The 19,791-nt window shown below is 39.6% G+C and carries 23 protein-coding genes; 14 read left to right on the top strand and 9 right to left on the bottom strand.

Annotation, left to right across the window (positions count from 1 at the left end; translation table 11 throughout):
• Window positions 1–2 precede the first annotated feature (2 nt).
• Window positions 3–635, bottom strand: a complete 633-nt coding sequence (locus tag NZ896_01475; protein ID MCS7116123.1) for an ArsR family transcriptional regulator — start codon at window positions 633–635, stop codon at window positions 3–5.
• Window positions 636–739: 104 nt separating this feature from the next.
• Between NZ896_01475 and NZ896_01470 the strand changes: the two genes are divergently transcribed.
• The 3 genes from NZ896_01470 (at window position 740) to NZ896_01460 (ending at window position 4,596) form a co-directional block, all read left to right on the top strand.
• Entirely contained in the window at window positions 740–1,210 is a 471-nt protein-coding gene (locus NZ896_01470; protein MCS7116122.1) for an Hsp20 family protein, read from the top strand.
• A 16-nt stretch (window positions 1,211–1,226) separates the two neighbouring features.
• Window positions 1,227–3,395 (top strand): CDC48 family AAA ATPase, encoded by a 2,169-nt coding sequence (locus tag NZ896_01465; GenBank protein ID MCS7116121.1) that lies wholly within the window; start codon window positions 1,227–1,229, stop codon window positions 3,393–3,395.
• Window positions 3,396–3,486: 91 nt separating this feature from the next.
• Entirely contained in the window at window positions 3,487–4,596 is a 1,110-nt protein-coding gene (locus NZ896_01460; protein MCS7116120.1) for a site-2 protease family protein, read from the top strand.
• Here NZ896_01460 and NZ896_01455 read toward each other — a convergent pair.
• Complete coding sequence (locus NZ896_01455; GenBank protein MCS7116119.1) at window positions 4,583–5,725, bottom strand: hypothetical protein; 1,143 nt, start codon at window positions 5,723–5,725, stop codon at window positions 4,583–4,585. The two genes, NZ896_01460 and NZ896_01455, sit on opposite strands and share 14 nt — an antisense overlap.
• 265 nt (window positions 5,726–5,990) lie before the next feature.
• Here NZ896_01455 and pyrB point away from each other — a divergent pair, with 265 nt between their 5' ends.
• Complete coding sequence (pyrB, locus tag NZ896_01450) at window positions 5,991–6,917, top strand: aspartate carbamoyltransferase (protein MCS7116118.1); 927 nt, start codon at window positions 5,991–5,993, stop codon at window positions 6,915–6,917.
• Window positions 6,918–6,922: 5 nt separating this feature from the next.
• Window positions 6,923–7,123: a hypothetical protein gene (locus NZ896_01445; GenBank protein ID MCS7116117.1), complete on the top strand. Its 201-nt coding sequence runs from the start codon at window positions 6,923–6,925 to the stop codon at window positions 7,121–7,123.
• Window positions 7,124–7,135: 12 nt separating this feature from the next.
• Here NZ896_01445 and NZ896_01440 read toward each other — a convergent pair whose 3' ends face one another.
• Together NZ896_01440 and pyrE are read right to left on the bottom strand one after the other, a co-directional pair.
• The gene (locus tag NZ896_01440; GenBank protein ID MCS7116116.1) at window positions 7,136–7,714 is read right to left on the bottom strand and encodes a phosphoribosyltransferase family protein; all 579 of its coding nucleotides are present in this window, start codon (window positions 7,712–7,714) and stop codon (window positions 7,136–7,138) included.
• Between the two features lie 3 nt (window positions 7,715–7,717).
• A complete protein-coding gene (pyrE, locus tag NZ896_01435; GenBank protein MCS7116115.1) occupies window positions 7,718–8,398 on the bottom strand; it encodes an orotate phosphoribosyltransferase in 681 nt (226 codons plus the stop codon).
• Window positions 8,399–8,688: 290 nt separating this feature from the next.
• On the opposite strand from pyrE, the gene NZ896_01430 reads away from it, so the two are divergent.
• The 3 genes from NZ896_01430 (at window position 8,689) to NZ896_01420 (ending at window position 11,456) form a co-directional block, all read left to right on the top strand.
• The gene (locus NZ896_01430; protein ID MCS7116114.1) at window positions 8,689–9,147 is read left to right on the top strand and encodes an Lrp/AsnC family transcriptional regulator; all 459 of its coding nucleotides are present in this window, start codon (window positions 8,689–8,691) and stop codon (window positions 9,145–9,147) included.
• A 7-nt stretch (window positions 9,148–9,154) separates the two neighbouring features.
• Complete coding sequence (locus NZ896_01425) at window positions 9,155–10,087, top strand: DHHA1 domain-containing protein (GenBank protein ID MCS7116113.1); 933 nt, start codon at window positions 9,155–9,157, stop codon at window positions 10,085–10,087.
• 157 nt (window positions 10,088–10,244) lie between these two features.
• Complete coding sequence (locus NZ896_01420; protein MCS7116112.1) at window positions 10,245–11,456, top strand: MFS transporter; 1,212 nt, start codon at window positions 10,245–10,247, stop codon at window positions 11,454–11,456.
• Between the two features lie 31 nt (window positions 11,457–11,487).
• On the opposite strand, the gene NZ896_01415 is transcribed toward NZ896_01420, so the two are convergent.
• The 4 genes from NZ896_01415 to NZ896_01400 form a co-directional block, all read right to left on the bottom strand.
• Window positions 11,488–11,658, bottom strand: coding sequence for a hypothetical protein (locus tag NZ896_01415; GenBank protein ID MCS7116111.1), 171 nt, complete (start codon window positions 11,656–11,658; stop codon window positions 11,488–11,490).
• Between the two features lie 63 nt (window positions 11,659–11,721).
• On the bottom strand, window positions 11,722–12,282 hold the full coding sequence (locus NZ896_01410) for a hypothetical protein (GenBank protein ID MCS7116110.1): 561 nt from the start codon (window positions 12,280–12,282) through the stop codon (window positions 11,722–11,724).
• 1 nt (window position 12,283) lies between these two features.
• Window positions 12,284–13,453 (bottom strand): hypothetical protein, encoded by a 1,170-nt coding sequence (locus NZ896_01405; protein ID MCS7116109.1) that lies wholly within the window; start codon window positions 13,451–13,453, stop codon window positions 12,284–12,286.
• Window positions 13,454–13,489: 36 nt separating this feature from the next.
• The gene (locus tag NZ896_01400; protein MCS7116108.1) at window positions 13,490–14,356 is read right to left on the bottom strand and encodes a hypothetical protein; all 867 of its coding nucleotides are present in this window, start codon (window positions 14,354–14,356) and stop codon (window positions 13,490–13,492) included.
• Between the two features lie 319 nt (window positions 14,357–14,675).
• Between NZ896_01400 and NZ896_01395 the strand changes: the two genes are divergently transcribed.
• The 5 genes from NZ896_01395 (at window position 14,676) to NZ896_01375 (ending at window position 18,093) form a co-directional block, all read left to right on the top strand.
• Entirely contained in the window at window positions 14,676–15,359 is a 684-nt protein-coding gene (locus NZ896_01395; protein ID MCS7116107.1) for a hypothetical protein, read from the top strand.
• Window positions 15,360–15,398: 39 nt separating this feature from the next.
• Window positions 15,399–16,037: an IS607 family transposase gene (locus tag NZ896_01390; GenBank protein ID MCS7116106.1), complete on the top strand. Its 639-nt coding sequence runs from the start codon at window positions 15,399–15,401 to the stop codon at window positions 16,035–16,037.
• Window positions 16,027–16,383, top strand: a complete 357-nt coding sequence (locus NZ896_01385) for a hypothetical protein (GenBank protein MCS7116105.1) — start codon at window positions 16,027–16,029, stop codon at window positions 16,381–16,383. The genes NZ896_01390 and NZ896_01385 overlap by 11 nt, the downstream gene beginning before the upstream one ends.
• A 2-nt stretch (window positions 16,384–16,385) precedes the next feature.
• Window positions 16,386–17,192 (top strand): transposase, encoded by an 807-nt coding sequence (locus NZ896_01380; protein ID MCS7116104.1) that lies wholly within the window; start codon window positions 16,386–16,388, stop codon window positions 17,190–17,192.
• A 61-nt stretch (window positions 17,193–17,253) separates the two neighbouring features.
• Complete coding sequence (locus tag NZ896_01375; GenBank protein MCS7116103.1) at window positions 17,254–18,093, top strand: metallophosphoesterase; 840 nt, start codon at window positions 17,254–17,256, stop codon at window positions 18,091–18,093.
• Window positions 18,094–18,151: 58 nt separating this feature from the next.
• Here the strand turns inward: NZ896_01375 and NZ896_01370 are convergent, their stop codons facing one another.
• Window positions 18,152–18,721, bottom strand: a complete 570-nt coding sequence (locus NZ896_01370; GenBank protein ID MCS7116102.1) for a UbiX family flavin prenyltransferase — start codon at window positions 18,719–18,721, stop codon at window positions 18,152–18,154.
• 170 nt (window positions 18,722–18,891) lie between these two features.
• Here NZ896_01370 and NZ896_01365 point away from each other — a divergent pair, with 170 nt between their 5' ends.
• Entirely contained in the window at window positions 18,892–19,686 is a 795-nt protein-coding gene (locus tag NZ896_01365) for an enoyl-CoA hydratase/isomerase family protein (GenBank protein MCS7116101.1), read from the top strand.
• Window positions 19,687–19,791: the final 105 nt, after the last annotated feature.

The following is a 19,791-nucleotide window of genomic DNA, read 5'->3' as shown; positions in this document are numbered from 1 at the left end:
TCTTATAAATCTGCACCAAATCTTTTAAGTGTATTTAAAACTTTAGACCGATCGATCCCAAGATGTGAGATTAACGATGGTAATTCTTTATCAGCATCGGGTTTAAGATAAGCTTTGAGAATCGCCTCTTCTATAATACTGCACTTCGCCTGTTCTATCACTCTATCCTCCATGACTTCTAATTCGATCAATTCGTTAAATAATCTAAATTCCTTCTCCCTAAGAGCGTGTAAATTTCTTTTTATAGAAGCCTTTTCATAATCGATTTCCTGAAGGGTCTTTAAAAGATTCTTCTCAAATTGAAGGGGCAATTCCCTCTTTAACTTCTTTAAATACTTATCTGTAACGATATGGGCAGATATGCTCAATATACCATCTTTGGAGCTTAAATCGATATCTATAGGAAGGTTCGATCGATATAACTTCTTAATTATGCTACCCTCTTCCTTCTCTATCGGTATCGTCGATATAACATCAAATCTTTGCAGTATTCGTAGATGTTTTTGAATCGCCTGGGGTGTTACATTTAAGTGGTGCGAAAGTTCGCCGATCGATCGAGGCCTTTCTGCTAAGAGCTTCAATATCATCAGCCTCAGAGGTGATCCCATAATTTCGATAAAATCTTCTGGTGACATGACTAATAACATAATACTTTAGAAAAGCTTATAACTATGCCGATGGTTATTAACTATTGGTTGATAACCATATGTTTAATAGTTATAAAAAGTTTAGAAGACTTATGGACGAACTCGATCGATTCATCGATGAAGTAGAGCGTGAATTAGAAGGTACTATAAAGAGCATGTTCGAATCAAGAAGTGAACTATTCAATAGACCTATGGTGTACGGATTTTCAGTGAAGATCGGGCCTGAAGGTGAACCCATTATACGTACATTCGGGGATAAGATCCTTCGTGGAGATGGATTTAGGGAGCCTGTATACGATCAGATCGTCGATGAAGAAAGGCATGAATTGAAGCTCATAGTGGAGTTACCGGGTGTAGAGAAAGAGGATATCAAACTCGAGAGTTTAGAGAATGAAGTCATGATATTGGCTGAACGTGGTGAACGACGTTATAAGGCGAATATCAAATTGAAGAGTGCTGTAGATCCTAAAAGTGCCCATGCAGTATATCGAAATGGTGTGCTAGATGTAACATTTAAGCTCAAGAGTAATGCTAATAAAGGTTACCGAGTAAAGATAGAATAGCAGCGGTCGATAGAGCATGAGCCAAAAGACTATAACGTTGAAGGTGATGGAGGCTTATACGAAGGATGTAGGCAGAGGTATAGCGAGGATAGATTATGATGCGATGGATGCTATCGATGCTTCTACCGGTGATGTTATCGAATTAAAAGGTAGGCGTAGGACTGTAGCAAAGTGCCTTCCTCTGTATCCATCTGATGAAGGTAAAGGTGTGATCAGAATCGATGGTCTAATTAGAAGCAATTCTGGTGTAGCGATTGGAGATATGGTAACGATTCGAAAGATCAAGGCACTCCCAGCGGAGAGGGTTATCGTAGCACCTTTAGAGGCGATACCTCCTATCGATGAACGATACTTAGCCGATGCGTTAGAGAGTGTGCCAGTAACGAAAGGAGATAACATCATGATACCTTACTTTGGCGGTAGATTGACCTTCCAGGTTATAGGTGTCAGCCCGGCGGTCGATGCGGTATTGATTACTCAGAGAACGATCTTCACAATATCGGAGAGGGGTGAGGTGTTGAGAGGCGTCCCTCAAGTTACCTATGAAGATATTGGTGGCTTGAAGGATGAAATACAAAAGGTTCGTGAAATGATCGAATTGCCTCTTAGACACCCAGAGATCTTCGAAAAGTTAGGTGTAGAAGCTCCGAAGGGTGTTCTACTCTATGGCCCTCCGGGCACGGGCAAGACATTGTTGGCGAAAGCTGTTGCAAATGAAAGTAACGCGCACTTCATCAGTATTAGTGGACCGGAGATCATGAGTAAATTCTATGGTGAATCTGAAGCAAGGCTTAGGGAGATCTTTAAAGAAGCGAAGGAAAAGGCACCGAGTATCATCTTCATCGATGAGATCGATTCTATCGCTCCAAAGAGAGAGGAAGTTACCGGTGAAGTCGAGAGAAGGGTTGTGAGTCAACTTCTATCGTTGATGGATGGTTTAGAGGCAAGGGGTAAAGTAATAGTCATCGCAGCAACGAATAGACCGAATGCCCTCGATCCAGCCCTAAGGAGACCGGGCAGATTTGATCGTGAAATCGAGATCAAAGTGCCAGATCGGAAAGGTAGGTTGGAGATTCTTCAAATCCACACAAGGCATATGCCTTTAGCACCAGATGTCGATTTAGAAAAGTTAGCCTCGGTAACCCATGGCTTCGTCGGTGCAGATCTAGAGTATCTCTGTAAAGAAGCGGCTATGAAGACTCTGAGGAGGATACTCCCACAGTTAAAGTTGGAAGAAGATAGGATCCCCCCAGAAGTGTTGAATTCTCTTCAAGTCACCATGAAGGATTTCGAAGATGCGTTGAAAGAAATAACACCCTCTGCCATGAGAGAAGTATATTTGGAGACGCCCGATGTAAGGTGGAGCGATATTGGCGATCTGGAGAATGTGAAGAGAGAGTTGCAAGAGGCTGTCGAATGGCCCCTTAAGTACCCTGAACTTTATGGAAAGCTCGGGTATAGCATACCAAAAGGCATCTTATTATATGGCCCGTCTGGCACGGGCAAGACCTTATTGGCGAAAGCTGTTGCAACAGAAAGTGAAGCCAACTTTATCAGTGTCCGTGGCCCTGAGTTATTATCAAAATGGGTTGGCGAATCTGAACGTGGGGTTCGAGAGGTATTTAGAAGGGCGAGACAGGCCGCACCCTGTATTATATTCTTTGATGAGATCGATTCATTAGCACCGATCCGCGGTTTGGGCGGGGATAGTATGGTAACCGAAAGGGTTGTAAGCCAGTTGCTCACAGAATTGGATGGTATTCAATCTTTAAAGGGTGTAGTGGTACTTGCTGCTACAAACCGAATCGATATGATCGATCCAGCACTCCTCAGGGCCGGTAGGTTCGATAAACTCATCTATGTACCCTTACCCGATCGGGCAGCTAGATTACAAATATTCAACATCCATACTCGTGGTAAACCGTTAAGCAAAGATGTCGATATCGAAAGACTCGTCGACTTAACGGATGGTTTTAGTGGTGCAGAGATTGCCGGTGTAGTTAATACCGCACTCTCGTTGGTGCTACAAGAATTTATGGCAAAGTATCCTAAACCTGAAGATGCAAAGAAGCATTTAGATGAAGTCAGTGTGACGATGAGGCACTTCGAAGAAGCTGTCAAAAAGGTCAGGGCTTCAAAAGAAGGCAAGCCTGTAGAAAAGGTTACAGTACCTTATTATAGGTAAAACCGAGAATTTATGGTAGATCGAGATCGATGAGATAAAAATAGAAAGAGCTAAAAAACTGTATAAAATAAGAATTATTGATCATTTTTAAATGTCTAACGAGGCGATCTTCAGCAATTACGATCTCATAACCTCTATAGTGAGAGAGCATTTTCAGATCAAAGAAAGTTACTTAAGAGAAGATGGCTCGGTAGAGTTCCGAATCATTCAATCTAAAGATATGAAACAGAACTTCGTTAATTTGGTGAATAATTTAAAAAGGCATGGATTGATCGCCTTCTTAACCAAAATCGATGATGAAATAGTCTTAATGGCAGGTAAGATGGCTACCACACGAACCTTCGGGAATCGTACACCTATGATTCTTTTTATATTAACCTTGCTCACGATAATCATCGATGGGTATATACGCTCCATCGGTTTTCCAAAGTATGAGAGTTGGTTAATGATCCTTCTATACACACTAAGTATTATGGGCATCGTCCTCGTGCATGAAATAGGGCATAAATTAACATCGGCCAGGCATGGAGCGAGATCATCACTTCCATACTTCATTCCAGGCATTCCTGGAGTAATTCCAACGTTAGGGGCGGTGATTCTATCTTCAGAACCTCCAGTAAATCGTGATTCTCTATTCGATCTTGGCATATCAGGTCCATTATCAGGACTTATGGTATCTATACTCGTTGCCATAGGCGGAGCGTTAACCTCACCCACCATCACCGTTGAAGAGTTCAAAAGGTTGATGGAGTCCGGAGTTCTGATAGAGGTAAAGACACTCGATATATTCACAGAATCTCTATTAAAGTTATTTATCAAACCATCTTCAGGTGCACCGATTCTATCACCATTACTCTTCGCCTCTTCACTAGGTTTTCTTATAACTTTTCTCAACCTGATGCCAGCGTGGCAACTTGATGGTGGGCATATTGCAAGAGCAGCGCTAGGTAGAAAGTGGCATCGATTAACGACTTATCTAAGTATCATGGTTATGGCAGCCCTTGGATTCTGGACTATGGCATTTCTTTTACTCTTCCTCTCTACTATGCGTGCTGAGACAAGGCCGCTCGACGATATCTCGCCACTCTCAAGAGTTAGAAAGATCGTGTTCGTTCTTACCATCATCTTAGCTGCAGGGCTATTCTACTTCACCATATACAATAATCCTATATTCCGTTTATTCGTAACTACTCAAGCGTAAGTAATGTTTCACGGCCTCTCGGTACGATGTATATCTTAACTCTCGTCCCATGGCTACTAAGGATGCTATTTAAAGCATCACCAGCCTTACGAGCGGTACGTAAACCCAATACATTCTCAACATAGTAATGGGGTAGGGTTGAGACGAGTTGAATCTTATACCGCGTTAGGGCCTCTCTTAAATAGATCAGGTCTTCAAGACCATCGATATACTCGCCTTTTTTAATCATCTCTGCAATATCTAACCTTCCAGAAACGTATAATTTGAGTGCTTCAGAACCTAAACCTTGAGAGCATTCGGCTATAAGAACTATCGAACCTTGTTCTTTTAATCCGCCAATTACATTCCATAAGCATTTTATCGAAGATGCCAATGTGAGATCATTATTCAAACCACCCGCACTAACGATCATCGCTTTAGCCGGTTCAGATAAACTTCTCTTCGCAATTTCAAGAAGCTTTTGTGAAGCCTTTTTATGAGTATCAACTACACTTCCAATGAAGATTTCCGATATTCCTCCATGATGGGATACGAGCTCGATAGAGATGAAATCATCAATCTTTTCCGCGATTTTATCAGCGAATTTACTAGCTTCGGTCTCTACACCCGGCTTCGGGTAGCTATACGAACTTATCTTGAATGCTTCGCCGATCAATCGATCATCCAAAATCGTTAGAAGAGTGATTGGACCACCTCTAAATCCAAAAAGTGGGTCGAATGTTGCCTCCGAAATCAAGATCTTTGTATCGAAATCAGAGAATATCGATGGTATTCGAATTTCTATACCATCCACTATGCTATTAACCCCAGCCACTCCACTTAAGGTTGAGACCTTGATCGATTTACCTTCACACAACTTTTTTACATTCGATAAACCTCCTTTAGTTGTTAAGATGTGTACATCTTGACCCAAGGTATCTAACAAGATTGAGAGTATTGTAAGAGATGAATCGTTGTAACCCTCAACGATTATCAAAGCCCTCTCATGAACTTCCAAATCTTTTAACCTCTCAACCAAATTTGTACTGTCTATAGAAGGATACGATGGTTCGATCACATCTGCTAAATTCTCTGCCTTCACATCTACGACGATTTCAACCTGACCATAGGGTAACCAAATTTCAGGCATATCAAGAATATTTTATGTACTCCGTATATTCATTTTTTGTATGATCTTAAGGCACATCTACCATTTAATAATTCGATCAAATTACCTCTCAATAGAAAATCAGATTCGATCCCGTATCTCAATTCTGAAATGGAAATGGATACCTTAGCGGATGAATTTAAAAAGTTGAGGTTTTAGGATTGTAGAATTTTAACAGATGTCAAGAATTAGATTCCTTTCAGCATTTACCTAAACTTTTTATATTTTTTATTTAAAATTAGATGGTATGAGTTTAAAGGGTAGAGATGTGATATCTATTAATGACTTCTCTAAAGATGAGTTAGATTTGATCTTTAGGACGGCCGAAAAGATGGAATACTATTCTAATAAGACCCTACCTATCTTAAGTGATAAGATCGTTGCAGTGCTCTTCTTCGAGCCGAGTACGAGAACAAGGTTAAGCTTTGAAACGAGCGTACTCAGACTCGGTGGTAAGTGCATAGGTTTTTCTGAGCCGACGATATCTTCGATAGCGAAGGGTGAAAGCCTTGCCGATACGATACGGATGGTCGATGAATATGCAGATCTGATAATAATGAGGCACCCCGTAGATGGTGCTGCAAGGTACGCAGCTGAAATCGCTAAAATACCTGTCATCAATGGTGGAGATGGTTCAACTCACCACCCTACGCAGGCTATGCTCGACCTCTATACCATTAAGAAAAGGTTTGGAAAGATCGATGGTCTTCACATAGCGATAATGGGCGATCTTGCACATGCTAGAGCATCGATTTCTTTTGCATATGGAGTTTCAAAGTATAATGTAAAGTTGACTTTAGTATCACCTTATCAATTAAGAATGAGGAGAGAAGTTATAGATCATTTGAAGAAGGTATTGCCCAATGTAAATGAAATCGAGCAATTGAGCGATGTAATAAGGGATGTAGATGTAATATACATCACAAGGGTCCAAAAAGAAAGATTTACAGACGTTGAGGAGTATGAAAAGATCAAAGATCTGTACCGGCTCGATTATGAAGCTGTGAAGAACGCGAAAGAGAGTATGGTGATTTTACACCCTCTTCCAAGGGTTACAGAATTATCTCATGAATTAGATAATACACCCCACGCATTATACTTTCAACAGGCAAAGAATGCCATACCTGTCCGAATGGCTTTAATCTCCCTTATAATGGGTGTCGAAGTGGGGTGAATATCATGAAGATAGATTTGGAATCGCTCTTGAAGAAACCATTAAAATGTGAGAATCCCAATTGTATAACAAACCAACCTAGGGAAGAGGCCAAGGTTAAGTTCTATATAAAATCGACGGAGCCTGTTATACTACAATGCTACTATTGTGAAAGGTACCTTACTGAGGATAAGATATTAAAACAGATTGGGCAGATGGTTAAGTGAAGTTATATAATGCTATCGCGATGATACGTAGGATAAGATCTCACTCAACTTTAGGTAATAGTGTAGATTTATTCCTTGTTCACTAAGTACTTTATCGGCACCCTGTTCTCGATCTACAAGTACGACGACGTCCTTCACTACACCACCCAAAGCACGTAGCACACTCGCAACACAAAGTAGCGTAACACCAGATGCTGACACATCATCAAGTATCACAATCCTATCTCCTTTTTTAATATGCCCATACACAGGTGTGCGCAGACTACCTTCTTTCTCGATCTTCTCCATAAGAATATAGGGTACATTTAATCTAACGCTCGTTCCAGCCGCAAACGGTATCGCTGAATAAGCAACACCCGTTAGAGCATCAAATTCACTTATTTCATTCTTAATCAAATCTGCATATGCTGTGCATACATCTATAAAGTCATTTGGATGTGAAGGGACCAGCCGAAAATCTAGATAGTATTCGGTCGAATGGCCTAAATGTAGGGCGAAGTTCCCCTTCTTCAGAATCTGCCTTTTGACGATTATTGAGAGAAGTTTCTCAGCGTGAATCCTTTTGATTTTTAACCAATCACTACTCATCATCATTTATGAACCTCCTTTACGGTACTTCATAACATACTTCATAACTTCATCATACTTTTCTTGATCGACCAGATTTAAATTCTTTAGGTATGTGAATAAATCTCCTATCTTCATAAGGTAGTGTAGTGTGACATTTTCTTTTGCCAGATTCGATTCGCCTCCTTCATCTCTATCGATAAGGACGACAAGGTGATTCACTATGCCACCATGCTCTCTTAATACTCGAATCTGTTCTAATGCACTATGGCCCGTAGTTACAACATCGTCAACGACGACCACACGATCCCCAGCCTTTATAACACCTTCTACAATCTTTTCGAGACCGTACTTCTTCTCTTGTTTGCGCACATATAAAAGGGGCAAGGGTATCAATTGGCTCACTAGTGTAGCTATCGGTAGACCAGCTGTTGGTATGCCAGCTATTCGATGGATCTCTTCCTTACTTCGAATCTCATTATTTATCATCTCCACGTAGAGCTCCACTACTCTCTTAAGAATCTCAGGGTATGAAGGTAGGATTCGAAGATCTATATAGTATGGACTTTCTCGACCAGAGCTTAAAATAAAGTTACCAAACCTTATCGCACCTATCCTGTGAAGGAGGAGAGCCACTTCTTTAGCCAATATGGGCTTTTTCTCTAGCCATATGACATCGTAGGGTGTAGAAAGCAAAAACCCACCCATTAATTCTCAATCAGGGGTATAAAAAGATTAAAATAAAAAAATGTAAAGTCTGGATGCAAATTTTAATTCTATGCAAAATCTTCTCGAGCTTGAGAGGATAAGCTCAGAAGAAAATGTAATAGCAGCAGGGCGTAAATCAAATATAATCGAACGTCCTTCCGAATATCATTGAAAAATATTGATATTAAAAAGTTGTAAGTTAAAACATTCTTAAGTATTTAATGATAACCATAAAATATTTAAACTAAGTCTAAAGAAGCTATAGTAGATATTGATTGGGGCAAACAAAAATGAAAAAGATTGACGATATCGATATGAAAATTTTGGCTGAACTTATTCAAGATGCTAGTCTATCCGTCCCTAAACTCAGCAAGAAGATCAACGTTAACGCATCGGTTATCTACAGTCGGATAAAAAGGTTAATAAAAAAGGATTTGATCAAGAAGTTCACCGTTGAAGTTAACGAAGAAGCGTTAGGCCTGACCATCTCCGCTATCATAGGTATTAACATTGAGCAGAGGTTAAGGGATGGTATTTTAAAGGAACTTCTTAATTTGAATGAAGTAAGAAGTGTTTCAGAAGTGACGGGGCGTTTTGATTTGTTGGTTGAGGTGAAGACAAGAACTCTCGATGAACTACACCGATTGATTTCAGAAAATATAGGAAGGATTAATGGTATCGTTCGCACAGAGACATTTATGGAGATGAAGAAGACCCGAAGAATACCTCATTATACAATCCCTGTATGATTCGTTTATGGGATCGGAACATACCGCTGAGCATATCTTCGTCGGTAGTTTGAGCAGATTAATACAGGGTGTTAAAGTTAAGAAGGTCGAACATACCGCTGAGGGTAATTTCATCTATTTGATATGTGATAAATTGAATTGGGATACCATCTGGGAGGCTGAACGTATTACCAATAAAGTGATATCTGAAGGGCGAGTCGTAAAGGAACATTTCTTCAACACGTTAGATGAAGCGAAGAAAGTCTTTCCAACACTTCGAGCGTATGAAGAAAGAATCTCAGGTAAGGTAAGGGTAATAGAAATCGATGGTTATGATTACTCTGCATGTAATAGAGAACATGTGAATAACACTAAAGAATGTGATTTCTTCCTGATTACTGGATTCTCTAAGGCGCACGACGGAACATTTCAGATAACATTTGAAGTTGGCGAACGTGCAAAGGTAAAAGCGCTCGAAATTTCTAATACATGTATGAAGGTAGCTGAAATCCTTGGCGCTACGTATGAAACTTTGGTAAAGACCGCTTCGAATATCAGTAACGAAGTAGCGGATTTAAGGAGGAAGATTAGGATTTTAACCCTTGAAAAGTTAAATGACCTTACATTCGTTGAAGGGAAAGGGTTCAAGTTTTATCACCAGATCTTTGAAGGCCTGGATAGAAAGATCCTGATGAAGAAGATTGGTGAGTTAATTAAAGGTGATAAAGTTATAGTGTTGATCGGGAATATGGAAGATCAAGGATTGATGATCTTCGCAAGAAGTTATGATATTAATATAGATTGTAGCAAACTACTGCAAGAAGCATTGGTGAAATTTGGAGGGCGTGGCGGCGGCAAACCTGAATATGCGTTTGGAAGTGTAGATAGAGATAGATTTGAAGAAGCCTTTACGCATTTAAAGGATATCTGTTTCTCAGCGTTAAACAGATTAACAAATTAACGATTATATTTAATAAAAATTAGATTTATCACCACATCATATTATAATTTCTAGTAATTAATACCTCAGAATTAATTAAATTTCTAATATTAACATTGCGTCATAGAATATAGAGTAAGATTAAAATAACTAATTAGAGATTAAATAAAGAAAGCCTTTGTCAACCCTGGTCCATAACCTAAAGAAGGCCCTTAGTTTAGGTGCCGTTGCATCTACACATATGATAAACCACGCATACCTTCAAATCCACTTAGCCTTATTACCAGTAATTATGATCGAATTCAACCTTAATTTATCCACAATTGGTATAATCCTTTCAATAGCCACCTTATGCCAAGTAGTAGCCACGATTCCAGGTGGAATAATTGCGGATAAACTCGGATCCGTTAAAGTAATTCTTATCAGCCTTCTTCTAACCTTAAGTGGTGCATTGATGATGGGTAACGCATCCAATGAGTATATGGTGATTTTGGGTATATCCATAATAAACCTTTCAACCGCGATCTACCATCCGCCCGCGTATAGTTTGGCCAGTAGATTGATGGAGCCGAATAATCGAGGAAAAGCTTTAGGTATTCACGGTGGAGCAGGGACCTTAGGCTTAGCCCTTGGCCCTATTACAGCCGGTCTTCTGCTATCATCTTACGGTTGGCGCTTTACGTATCTACTGTGGATGGTACCTACGATTATCAGTGCTCTTATACTTCTAAGAGTAAAGCCTACTACTTCTCAGAGTACTAAGAGAGAGTTTAGCGTTAGTGATAAAGAAAGCGCACCTCCCACTAGCCAATTCTTAACTCTGGCGCTCTTAATATTTCTCTTTATAATTTCTTTAAGGGCTATTGGGATGCAGATGGTTTCGACGATCTTATCGCCCTTCCTTGTATTTGAGAGAAATGTTCCCAAGGATGCAGCGAGTATAATCTTCGGATTGATGCCACTCATGGGTGGTATAGCTGCTCTGATAGGTGGTTTTTTGACCGATAAGATTGGTGCGAAAAGATGGTTCGCCGTCTCATTACTCATGACACCCTTTTCTCTCCTCGGACTCATCTATGCAAATCATATTACACTTATTATTGCTTTTATCTTGATTTATGGAACTTTTAACTTTACTGCAATGGCAGCGACCGCTTCTTTACTTGCTCAACTCACCCCTGCAAAGAAGAGAGGTGTCGGTTATGCGCTCTTCTTCTTACCTACTTATATCGCTAACACCATCGCCCCAGCTATTGCAGGATATGTGGGACAAAATTTTGGTCTAGAGAATGCATTTTTTATACCGATCTTCGCCTATTTTACAGGCTTAATATTTCTCTTAACAATTATGCCTAAAACTCATGGGAAGGGCTATTGGAAGTCTGAATGATCAATTAAATTAGGAGTACTTATCATTTAGATTAAATCGCTTTTAATTGCTTTACTACTGGAGGTCTTGACTTTTTCAAAACTCTATACCCACAAATACACTTAATCTCAGGTAATTGGGCCAATTCCTCAGCAGATACTTTAGTCCCACACCTTACGCATTCATATATTACTCCACCGAAAGATTTACTGGAACTCTCCATCTCTCTACGGCCAATCATATCGAAGAAGATAGGTGATATATGAACGTTTTCATTTAGTTCTCATTAATCTATATCCCAAAGTTCTACCGCTATACCACGCTTTATAAGAGGCCATGCGTTATCCGATGGTAATACGGCTACATCCTCCTTTTGGAATGGGCCGTACTTTGTAAGATCTGTACCTACGATCGGCGGAGAGGGTTGTAAAAACCTTACCACAGTATACTTTGATGCCATCTTCTCCGCTATAAATTCTAAAACCGAGGGTTGGCCATTCCAGATCGCTCTCTTTATCTTCTCATATTTCTTTACCGAAAGGTTGATAGACTCGACTATATACTTCTCTTCAGGCGTTAAATGAACGTATTCAACTTCATTCATCGAACGTATTATCTTACTTATTCTCAACCTCAAAAGCCTCTCTACCAAATCTATGATCAACTCTCGCTCTCTCGTTATCAATTTACTGACAACATCGTGATCATTTCGTTCGGTATTGGCCTTAATCATCTTTATGTACGTGGCTACATCTTTATACAGGGTTCTACGAATCTTTATCAACTTCTCAGACTTTGATTCTTCCTCCAAAATTTTGTAGAGCTCATTAAGGATCGGTTCGACCATTTTACACCACCCTTGCTAAACATTTACCAGCTAGATATACAGCAACCATCAAAGGTAACTTTACCCTTTCTCTTTTAAAAGGTGGATATATCTGATCCTTCAACTGTAGCCTTGGTGAATATTCGATAAATACATCCACAGGCTCATCACTTAACACTACCGCATCATTTAGAGGGTTAAAACTTACCAAGTCATCACATAACATCTTTAAAAGCCCTGTTTCACCGTGAAGTGTGCCTGGCATCCTGAATATCCTATGTATATCAGTCGTAACCATCGTATCTATCCTAACACCGATCTTTAACATTTCAACTTCCAATCTTTTTTTAAACTTTGAATAACGGATCTTACCATAAAGTGCTGCAATCTTCTCTCTTGTATCACCATCACCAAATCCATCCACCTTCCAATTTGCAAAGCTCGCCGCCAACCTCCCTCTCCAACCGGGCTCTCCTATACGCGGTAAATTCTCCACCAAACTTTCATAGGTGGCACGTTTAAATACACCGATACTTTCAGGGATTAAACCTCTACCTGAGACATAATCCGCGATCTCACCTCTAGCGGCCTGATCCAATTCTTCAAACTCTTTACTTTCAACAGATACGTGATAACCCATATTACCAGAAAAGTACACCTTAATTTCATTCTTATTTATCCCAAAATCCTTCATTAAAATATCGATCAGCTTCAATGCTTCATTCTTTGCCGCTTCAAGACACTTTTCACATGCCCAGTTTAACTCTGAAATACTACCTCCATCACAGTTTGGGCACTTCTTTGGCCTTGAACCGATTCGTTTCAAACCACAACCTTTACATGTCCACAGATTATGATCTTTCCTACAAGGTAATTGTAGATTATCTGCATCGATATCGAAGATCAGATCCCCACCCTTCCACCCTTTCTCATGCATCGGTAGAGTGGGTTCGAGGTAGTAAGCGGCCGAATAGAACACAGAGTGAGGAGCTTCCCTCACGAGTAATGCATATAACTCTCCAAATGTTTTGAAAGAAAGGTGTCTAATCATACTGCCTCCGAATGGTATATATCCAAATTCACGTTCATTCATTCGGCTCGGAGGCGATATGCGATCTCCAGCTTTAAAGTAGTATTGCTTAAAGGCTTGCTTCATCAAATTTAGAGTCTTCTCATCTAAAGATCCTTCCAACCTTTAACCCTAAGATTATAATCTCTAATTACCTTTTTACCTTTTAGATTTAACCCTCCCATACTGTAAAGGATTTTTAATTTCATCACAAGTCTCATCTTTAAAGCACAGACCATGTGTTTGAAGGGTTCTACACGATGGGCACTTATACTTTATCCTACTACCCCTTAGCCCGGCTATATGCTCTACCTGATACTTGGTGACTCGTTCGTTGAAGTCTGGCGCTTTCGGGTAAAGTTGTATAATCTCATCTACCGTTTTACCGATGTTGAGTAGATATGTACTCATCAAGAATCTCCCAAAGTGTGGTATATTCTGCCCCCTTTGAAGAAGTTCGAGAGTATAATTTACACAGGGTGGATAATCTTTAGGAATGATCGATATTCGCTCCTTACTTGATAGTTTTTGAATCAGATTTGAGATTTCATTCACAGCGCTCTTTATCACCTCGGGCAACTTAGGTACCGCTAGATCCTTGATTCGATTGTAGATGGTTCTTCGAATCTCTTCTCTAATTAAGCGTACCAACTCGTGGGTTTTTAGGTATACATATCCTTGATGTACAACTTTATTGATCAATTTCCACTCTAACTCATGAAAATAGGTAGCCCTTTTCAAATACTCTTTGATCTTAATTTTATAATCGAACCTTGATCTAAGTTCTTCTTCTGAAACTTCCACCAGATCGATATTAAAAGCATCTTTAATGATGTGATAGATGACTGGTTTTCTTTCACGCTTTAAGAACCCCTCTATACGGGTTGCTTCTGCTAACGAATATATAGAGGCAAGATGATCACTTCCAGAAGCTTTTACCATTAGAAGAGATATTGGAAATGAAAGTATCTCTACCTCTGGTTCACGTATATCCTCCGATAATGCCCTTTTGCGTATAGCCTCCATAATTCTTTCTTTAGCCCTTTTAACGATGTTGTTATAATCAGGTTGGGTTAGATCTTCTATTCGAAGATTAAGTCGCTTGATATACTCCCCTGTTTCCTTAATAAAAGGGTATTTGGCTAAGTCCTCTAACCCCAATTCGACCGACAAGGTAATACTGCTATACTAAAACAATATACTCACTTATTTCTCTTTACACCCACTTGTAAATTTGTAAATTCGTAAGAGCATAAGAATTTGAATTTAAATATCCATATTGAAGTTGAAGAGAAAGTAGAGTTATTAAATCTAGTTAGTTGAATGATTACATAAGGGTGTGATCATGGTTTTAGCAGCGAAGGTCTTTATCGTTCGTGAAGATATCGATTTAGACACCATAGCAAAGAAGTTGAAGAATTACAAGAGTATAGAGCTATTTGAATACGATGGAAGAAAGATCGAATTGATTACTGAAATTACCAATCTTAATATGGTGGCTGAATCTCTAAAGGGAATCTTCTCTCAAGACCAAATTTTAAACGTATTTCACCATGGTGAAATAATCCCCATACCAAAAACCATCGTTGCACCATTCATCTTTAATAAAGTTGGAGACAAGTTACTATTGACTATATTAGAGAAGAAAGAGAGGGCGAATAATATCGCCAACCAATTAAGTAAGATTTTATTCATAACGACTGGATACATAGTGGAAGTAAGAATCCCTCCTGAAGTCCTTAAAAGATTTCATGAGGATAATTACGAAGATGCGAAGGTCATCTTCTTCGATGAAGTTGATATCCCAAATATCAAAAAGTTATCGTTGTATGGTTCCGAACTCTCAAATACAACTCTATACGATGATTATTGTGCACATGGAAAGATCTGGTACGTAGTAGTAAAGTCAAAGAAGTACGGTTATATCGTTGGTGTAACAAGAAATGCTGTAATCACAGTATTCAGTAAAATTGGAGAAGACGAACTCATAAATTATATTATAAATGAAATATATCCGCTCATCGTTTAAAGAAGGGTTAAGCTGCACTTTCTAAATAATTAACTTTGTATAACATTTCTTACCACTTCAGAGAAGTTGCTGACACTTAAAGAAGCATGTGAAAGGTTAGGTGTTCATCCAAATACGCTTAGGAAGTGGGATAGGCAAGGTAAGATTAAGGTTGTTAGAACAGTTGGCGGTAGAAGAAGAATACCTAAACATGAAGTCGAACGTTTAATGGGAATCGTTAGACCAGATGTGTCTAAAAAAGCCATAATCTATTGTAGAGTTTCTTCTCATGACCAGAAGGGCGATTTGGATAGACAAAAACACGGCTTATTAGAATACGCTAAGTCTAAAGGCTATGAAGTTATTTCGATATTGGAGGACGTTGCAAGTGGGCTTAATGAAAATAGGAAGTCCTTGAATAAACTATTTGATATGGTTGAGGGGAAAGAGGTAGGTGTTGTCATCATCGGATTTAAAGATAGGCTTACAAGATTCGGCTTCAGGTATTTAGAGCGTTACTTCATATCCCACAATGTTAGAATAGAAGTTGTTAACGGTGAGGAGCCAAAAGATGCTTACCAAGAACTTGTAGAAGATTTAATAGCCTTGGTTTCGAGCTTCGCTGGAAAGCTCTATGGAATGAGAAGCCACAAGTATGAGAGGGTGGTTGAAGGTGTCAAACAGCTTATTGCTGAGTGAAACATGTAGATTTAAACTTGAGCCTAAAGAAGAGCAGATAACTGTACTGGATGAACTCTTTAAAGCATACTCCGAAATGGTTAAAGTATGCTTGCTTAAAGTTATGCGTTTAAACGTGACTTCTCGAAAGAAGCTCCATGAGGTGGTTTATAGAGAGTTGAGAGAAAAATATCCCCGCTATCCCTCTCATTATATCTACACGGCTATAACGCAGGCTTTAGCTATGTTCAAGTCATGCAGAAGGCTCTCTAGGAAAAGGATGAACATTAGCCCTCCAAACGTTAAGAATCTGAAAGTTGTTCTTCTAGACGATATGCATCTATTCTGGTTTAGCTGGGAAGCTTGAAGTTGGCTACGCATAAGGGGCATGTAATTATTCCATTCGAAGTTCATGAGCATTCAAAGAAGTTCATGGATTGGCAGGTTAAAGGCTCAAGGCTCGTGAGGAATAGAGACGGCTTCTTCTTACACGTGACTTTTAGGAAACTTGTTGAAGAAAGGGAAACTGAAGGTGTATTAGGCATAGATATTAATGAGAAGAGTATAGATTTAGCACTGGTCAAGCCAGATAAGGTAAAGTTCATAAAGATAGACATAAGTGAAGCTAAATACATCAGAGACAGGTATTTCAAGAAGAGAAGAAGTATACAAAGTAGAAGATTGGGGAAGATTAAAGCCTCGTTGCTGGCTAAGTATTCTGGAAGAGAGAAGAAGAGAGTCGATGCGATAATCCATAGAGCATCTAAAATTATAGCTAAAATTGTGGATGAGGAAGAGGTCAAGCCGATAATGGAGGAGTTAAAAGGTATTAGGGAAAAAGTGCACTATACTAAGATTATGAATAGAAGGCTCCACACAATACCATTCAGAAAGATACAGTTTTACATTTCATATAAGTCCATGGAGCTTGGATTCAAACCCGAGTTCATAAATGCTAAAAATACTTCTAAAACATGCCCGATATGTGGCGAAACTAGTAAGCCGAATGGGCATGTCTTCAAATGCAAACGATGTGGCTTCCAAGCAGGTAGGCATTTTGTTGCCGCTTGGAATATAGCGAATAAACTTCCGATGTGCCGTCCTTTACCGTTGGCGGCGAAAGCCATCGATGAAGCCCTAAAGGCTGAGGTGGAACGGATAGTTATAAAAAGTTAACTATCCGACAACGGTAAGTTAAATATCGGAAGTAAGAATGAAATTTTGAAGATGTTAGAAGATGTTAAACATCGTACAGAATGAACCTGCTCTGATTCTCAAAACGAATGTTGAAAAGATCCTTTTGATCTCAGACTTGCACCTAGGTTTTGAAAGAGAGCTTTATACTCATGGTTTTAACATCCCTTCCCAAATCGAAAAGATTTATGATAAATTAAAGAAGATATTAGATGCTCAAGAACCGAATAGATTGATCATACTAGGAGATGTTAAGCATGGAATGGGTAAGATTTTACCTCATGAATGGGGCGATCTGCCCAACTTCTTCGAAAGATTGTTAACATGTATAGATAAAATCGATATAATTCCCGGGAATCATGACGGTGGTTTAAAGACACTACTCCCTTCCAAGGTGAATCTCCATACTCCAAAAGGCTTAATGTTGAAGAGCGGTAAAAGAGCGGTTTATCTCATCCACGGTCATTCATGGCCGTATCCAGAAGCCTTCGGTGCCGATATCCTGATTATGGGCCATCACCACTTTGTGGTAGAGATGGTCGAGGACTCTGGGCTTCGATTGATCGAGCCGGTCTGGCTCGTTACAAGATGGGATAGGTCGAAGATTATAGCATATTTCCTTAAATCGAAGAGGTTAAAGGTGAAAGGGGATCCTATCGACTTCTTTAAAAGATCGTTTAGAATTACACCAAAAAACTCTCGCATCGTAGTCATGCCCACCTTCAACCCCCTACTGAAGGGTATGGCTGTGAATAGAGAAGCGGATACGAGGTATCTTGGACCCATATTTAGATCGAGCGCGATCGATATAGAAAAATCTGAGTTATACCTTCTCGATGGAACGTACTTAGGTTACTTATCTAACCTTAAGCACCTTTCATAAAACTAAAACCAGCTTAATCGAATTCGATTAAAATTTGATTAGTATTTGTAGCGATGCATCAATCGAACTCATACTCTTCGCCCCATCTCTTATAGACTTTATGTTCGACCTTCAGGATATCGAGGACCCTTCCTACAACGGTGTTAACAAGATCCTGAATCGTTTTTGGCCTTCCATAGAAAGATGGTGAGGCTGGCAAGATGTAAACACCGATCCTTGCCAACTTTAGCATATTCTCCAGATGGATCGGGCTCAGAGGGCTCTCCCGAGTAACGAGTATTAAGGGCCTACCTTCTTTAATGGTGACATCGGCAGCCCTTAGAAGGAGATTCTCCGAATAGCCACACGCTATGCCAGCGAGGGTCTTCATACTACATGGTATAACCACCATGCCATCGGTCTTAAATGATCCACTCGCTATAGGTGCAAACATATCGTCTATCTCATAAGTTACCGAAGCCAAGGATTTGATATCTTCAATGCTGTACTCAGTTTCTAGACCGATCAATCTTTTACAACCCTCTGTTAGTACCAGATGGGTTCTGATACCGATTTCTTTTGAAACCTCTAAAAATCTGAGGCCATAGATAATACCGCTAGCCCCACACATCCCGACGATTATCTGCAACTACACCACTTACTCCGTACTCCAGTTAAATCGTTGAGATACTTAAATAGATCGGAAAAGGTATAGAGGATTTTTGAAATTTCCATCCAAAGTCAAAAGTCAAAAATTAATAGCAAGCTTTATGTTAAAGAGAATTTTAAAGATGAAGGATGGAGTAAGAAGGTGGGAATTTGTCCGAGTTTGAATTCAAATATTTAAAATATGAGAAGGAGGGGAAGATCGCTTGGATAACGTTAAATAGACCCGAGAAACTTAATGCGCTCAATAGAGAAGCGTGGTACGAGATTTACAAAGCCATTGAGAAGGCTGAGATAGATGATGGGATATCTGCCATAGTTATAACGGGGAGCGGTAGAGCGTTCTGTGCGGGTTACGATATAAGTGAGTTCCCATCCCTATACAAAAATGCAAAGGATGCTTATGTAGCGTTCTTTGAGTGTTTGTATCCTACTTTTGAAAAGATATTGAGTAGCAAGAAGCTGGTAGTCGCTGCTGTAAATGGATTGGCGTATGGTGGTGGTTGTGAGTTGGTCATGGTCTGTGATTTGGTAATAGCTTCAGAAGATGCTAGATTTGCACAGCCAGAGGGGCGTTTGGGGATCATAGCACCGATGGCATCTGTATTTGGACCTTCCATTATCGATAGAAGAAAGCTATCTGAGTTGCTCTTTACTGGCAATCCGATATCGAGTAACGAGGCAGAAAGAATAGGCTTGGTGAATAAGGTTGTGCCATCAAATAGACTTAAAGATGCTGTAAAAGAGCTCGTTGAGAGTATCGATACTTCAGCGCCTATCGCATTGAGTACGATGAAGAAGATTATGAATAAACATTTGATCAACCAATTAAGAGATCTTAAAGAAGCGTTGAGTGATTTGATTTTGATAACATTTCAGACAGAAGACTTTAAAGAGGGTGTCGATGCCTTCCTCAATAAAAGGAAGGCCCAATGGAAAGGGAAGTGATGAAGTATATTTAACGAAGTTACTCTTTAGCGCTCTTTAATTTTGTCTGCCAAAGTTTAACGTAATCCTCTGGGGAGAAAGGGCATACTCTGATTACCCTTATAT

The sequence above is a fragment of the Nitrososphaerales archaeon genome, from assembly GCA_025058425.1.
GTDB lineage: Archaea > Thermoproteota > Nitrososphaeria > Nitrososphaerales > JANXEG01 > JANXEG01.
This window is presented reverse-complemented; position numbering and strand designations above follow the sequence as displayed.

Excerpts from the sequence above, each read along its gene's own strand:
- NZ896_01475 (MCS7116123.1), bottom strand. The coding sequence starts at position 635 with ATGTCACCAGAAGATTTTATCGAAATTATGGGATCACCTCTGAGGCTG.
- NZ896_01470 (MCS7116122.1), top strand. The coding sequence starts at position 740 with ATGGACGAACTCGATCGATTCATCGATGAAGTAGAGCGTGAATTAGAA.
- NZ896_01465 (MCS7116121.1), top strand. The coding sequence starts at position 1,227 with ATGAGCCAAAAGACTATAACGTTGAAGGTGATGGAGGCTTATACGAAG.
- NZ896_01460 (MCS7116120.1), top strand. The coding sequence starts at position 3,487 with ATGTCTAACGAGGCGATCTTCAGCAATTACGATCTCATAACCTCTATA.
- NZ896_01455 (MCS7116119.1), bottom strand. The coding sequence starts at position 5,725 with ATGCCTGAAATTTGGTTACCCTATGGTCAGGTTGAAATCGTCGTAGAT.
- pyrB (MCS7116118.1), top strand. The coding sequence starts at position 5,991 with ATGAGTTTAAAGGGTAGAGATGTGATATCTATTAATGACTTCTCTAAA.
- NZ896_01445 (MCS7116117.1), top strand. The coding sequence starts at position 6,923 with ATGAAGATAGATTTGGAATCGCTCTTGAAGAAACCATTAAAATGTGAG.
- NZ896_01440 (MCS7116116.1), bottom strand. The coding sequence starts at position 7,714 with ATGATGAGTAGTGATTGGTTAAAAATCAAAAGGATTCACGCTGAGAAA.
- pyrE (MCS7116115.1), bottom strand. The coding sequence starts at position 8,398 with ATGGGTGGGTTTTTGCTTTCTACACCCTACGATGTCATATGGCTAGAG.
- NZ896_01430 (MCS7116114.1), top strand. The coding sequence starts at position 8,689 with ATGAAAAAGATTGACGATATCGATATGAAAATTTTGGCTGAACTTATT.
- NZ896_01425 (MCS7116113.1), top strand. The coding sequence starts at position 9,155 with ATGGGATCGGAACATACCGCTGAGCATATCTTCGTCGGTAGTTTGAGC.
- NZ896_01415 (MCS7116111.1), bottom strand. The coding sequence starts at position 11,658 with ATGGAGAGTTCCAGTAAATCTTTCGGTGGAGTAATATATGAATGCGTA.
- NZ896_01410 (MCS7116110.1), bottom strand. The coding sequence starts at position 12,282 with ATGGTCGAACCGATCCTTAATGAGCTCTACAAAATTTTGGAGGAAGAA.
- NZ896_01400 (MCS7116108.1), bottom strand. The coding sequence starts at position 14,356 with ATGGAGGCTATACGCAAAAGGGCATTATCGGAGGATATACGTGAACCA.
- NZ896_01395 (MCS7116107.1), top strand. The coding sequence starts at position 14,676 with ATGGTTTTAGCAGCGAAGGTCTTTATCGTTCGTGAAGATATCGATTTA.
- NZ896_01375 (MCS7116103.1), top strand. The coding sequence starts at position 17,254 with ATGTTAAACATCGTACAGAATGAACCTGCTCTGATTCTCAAAACGAAT.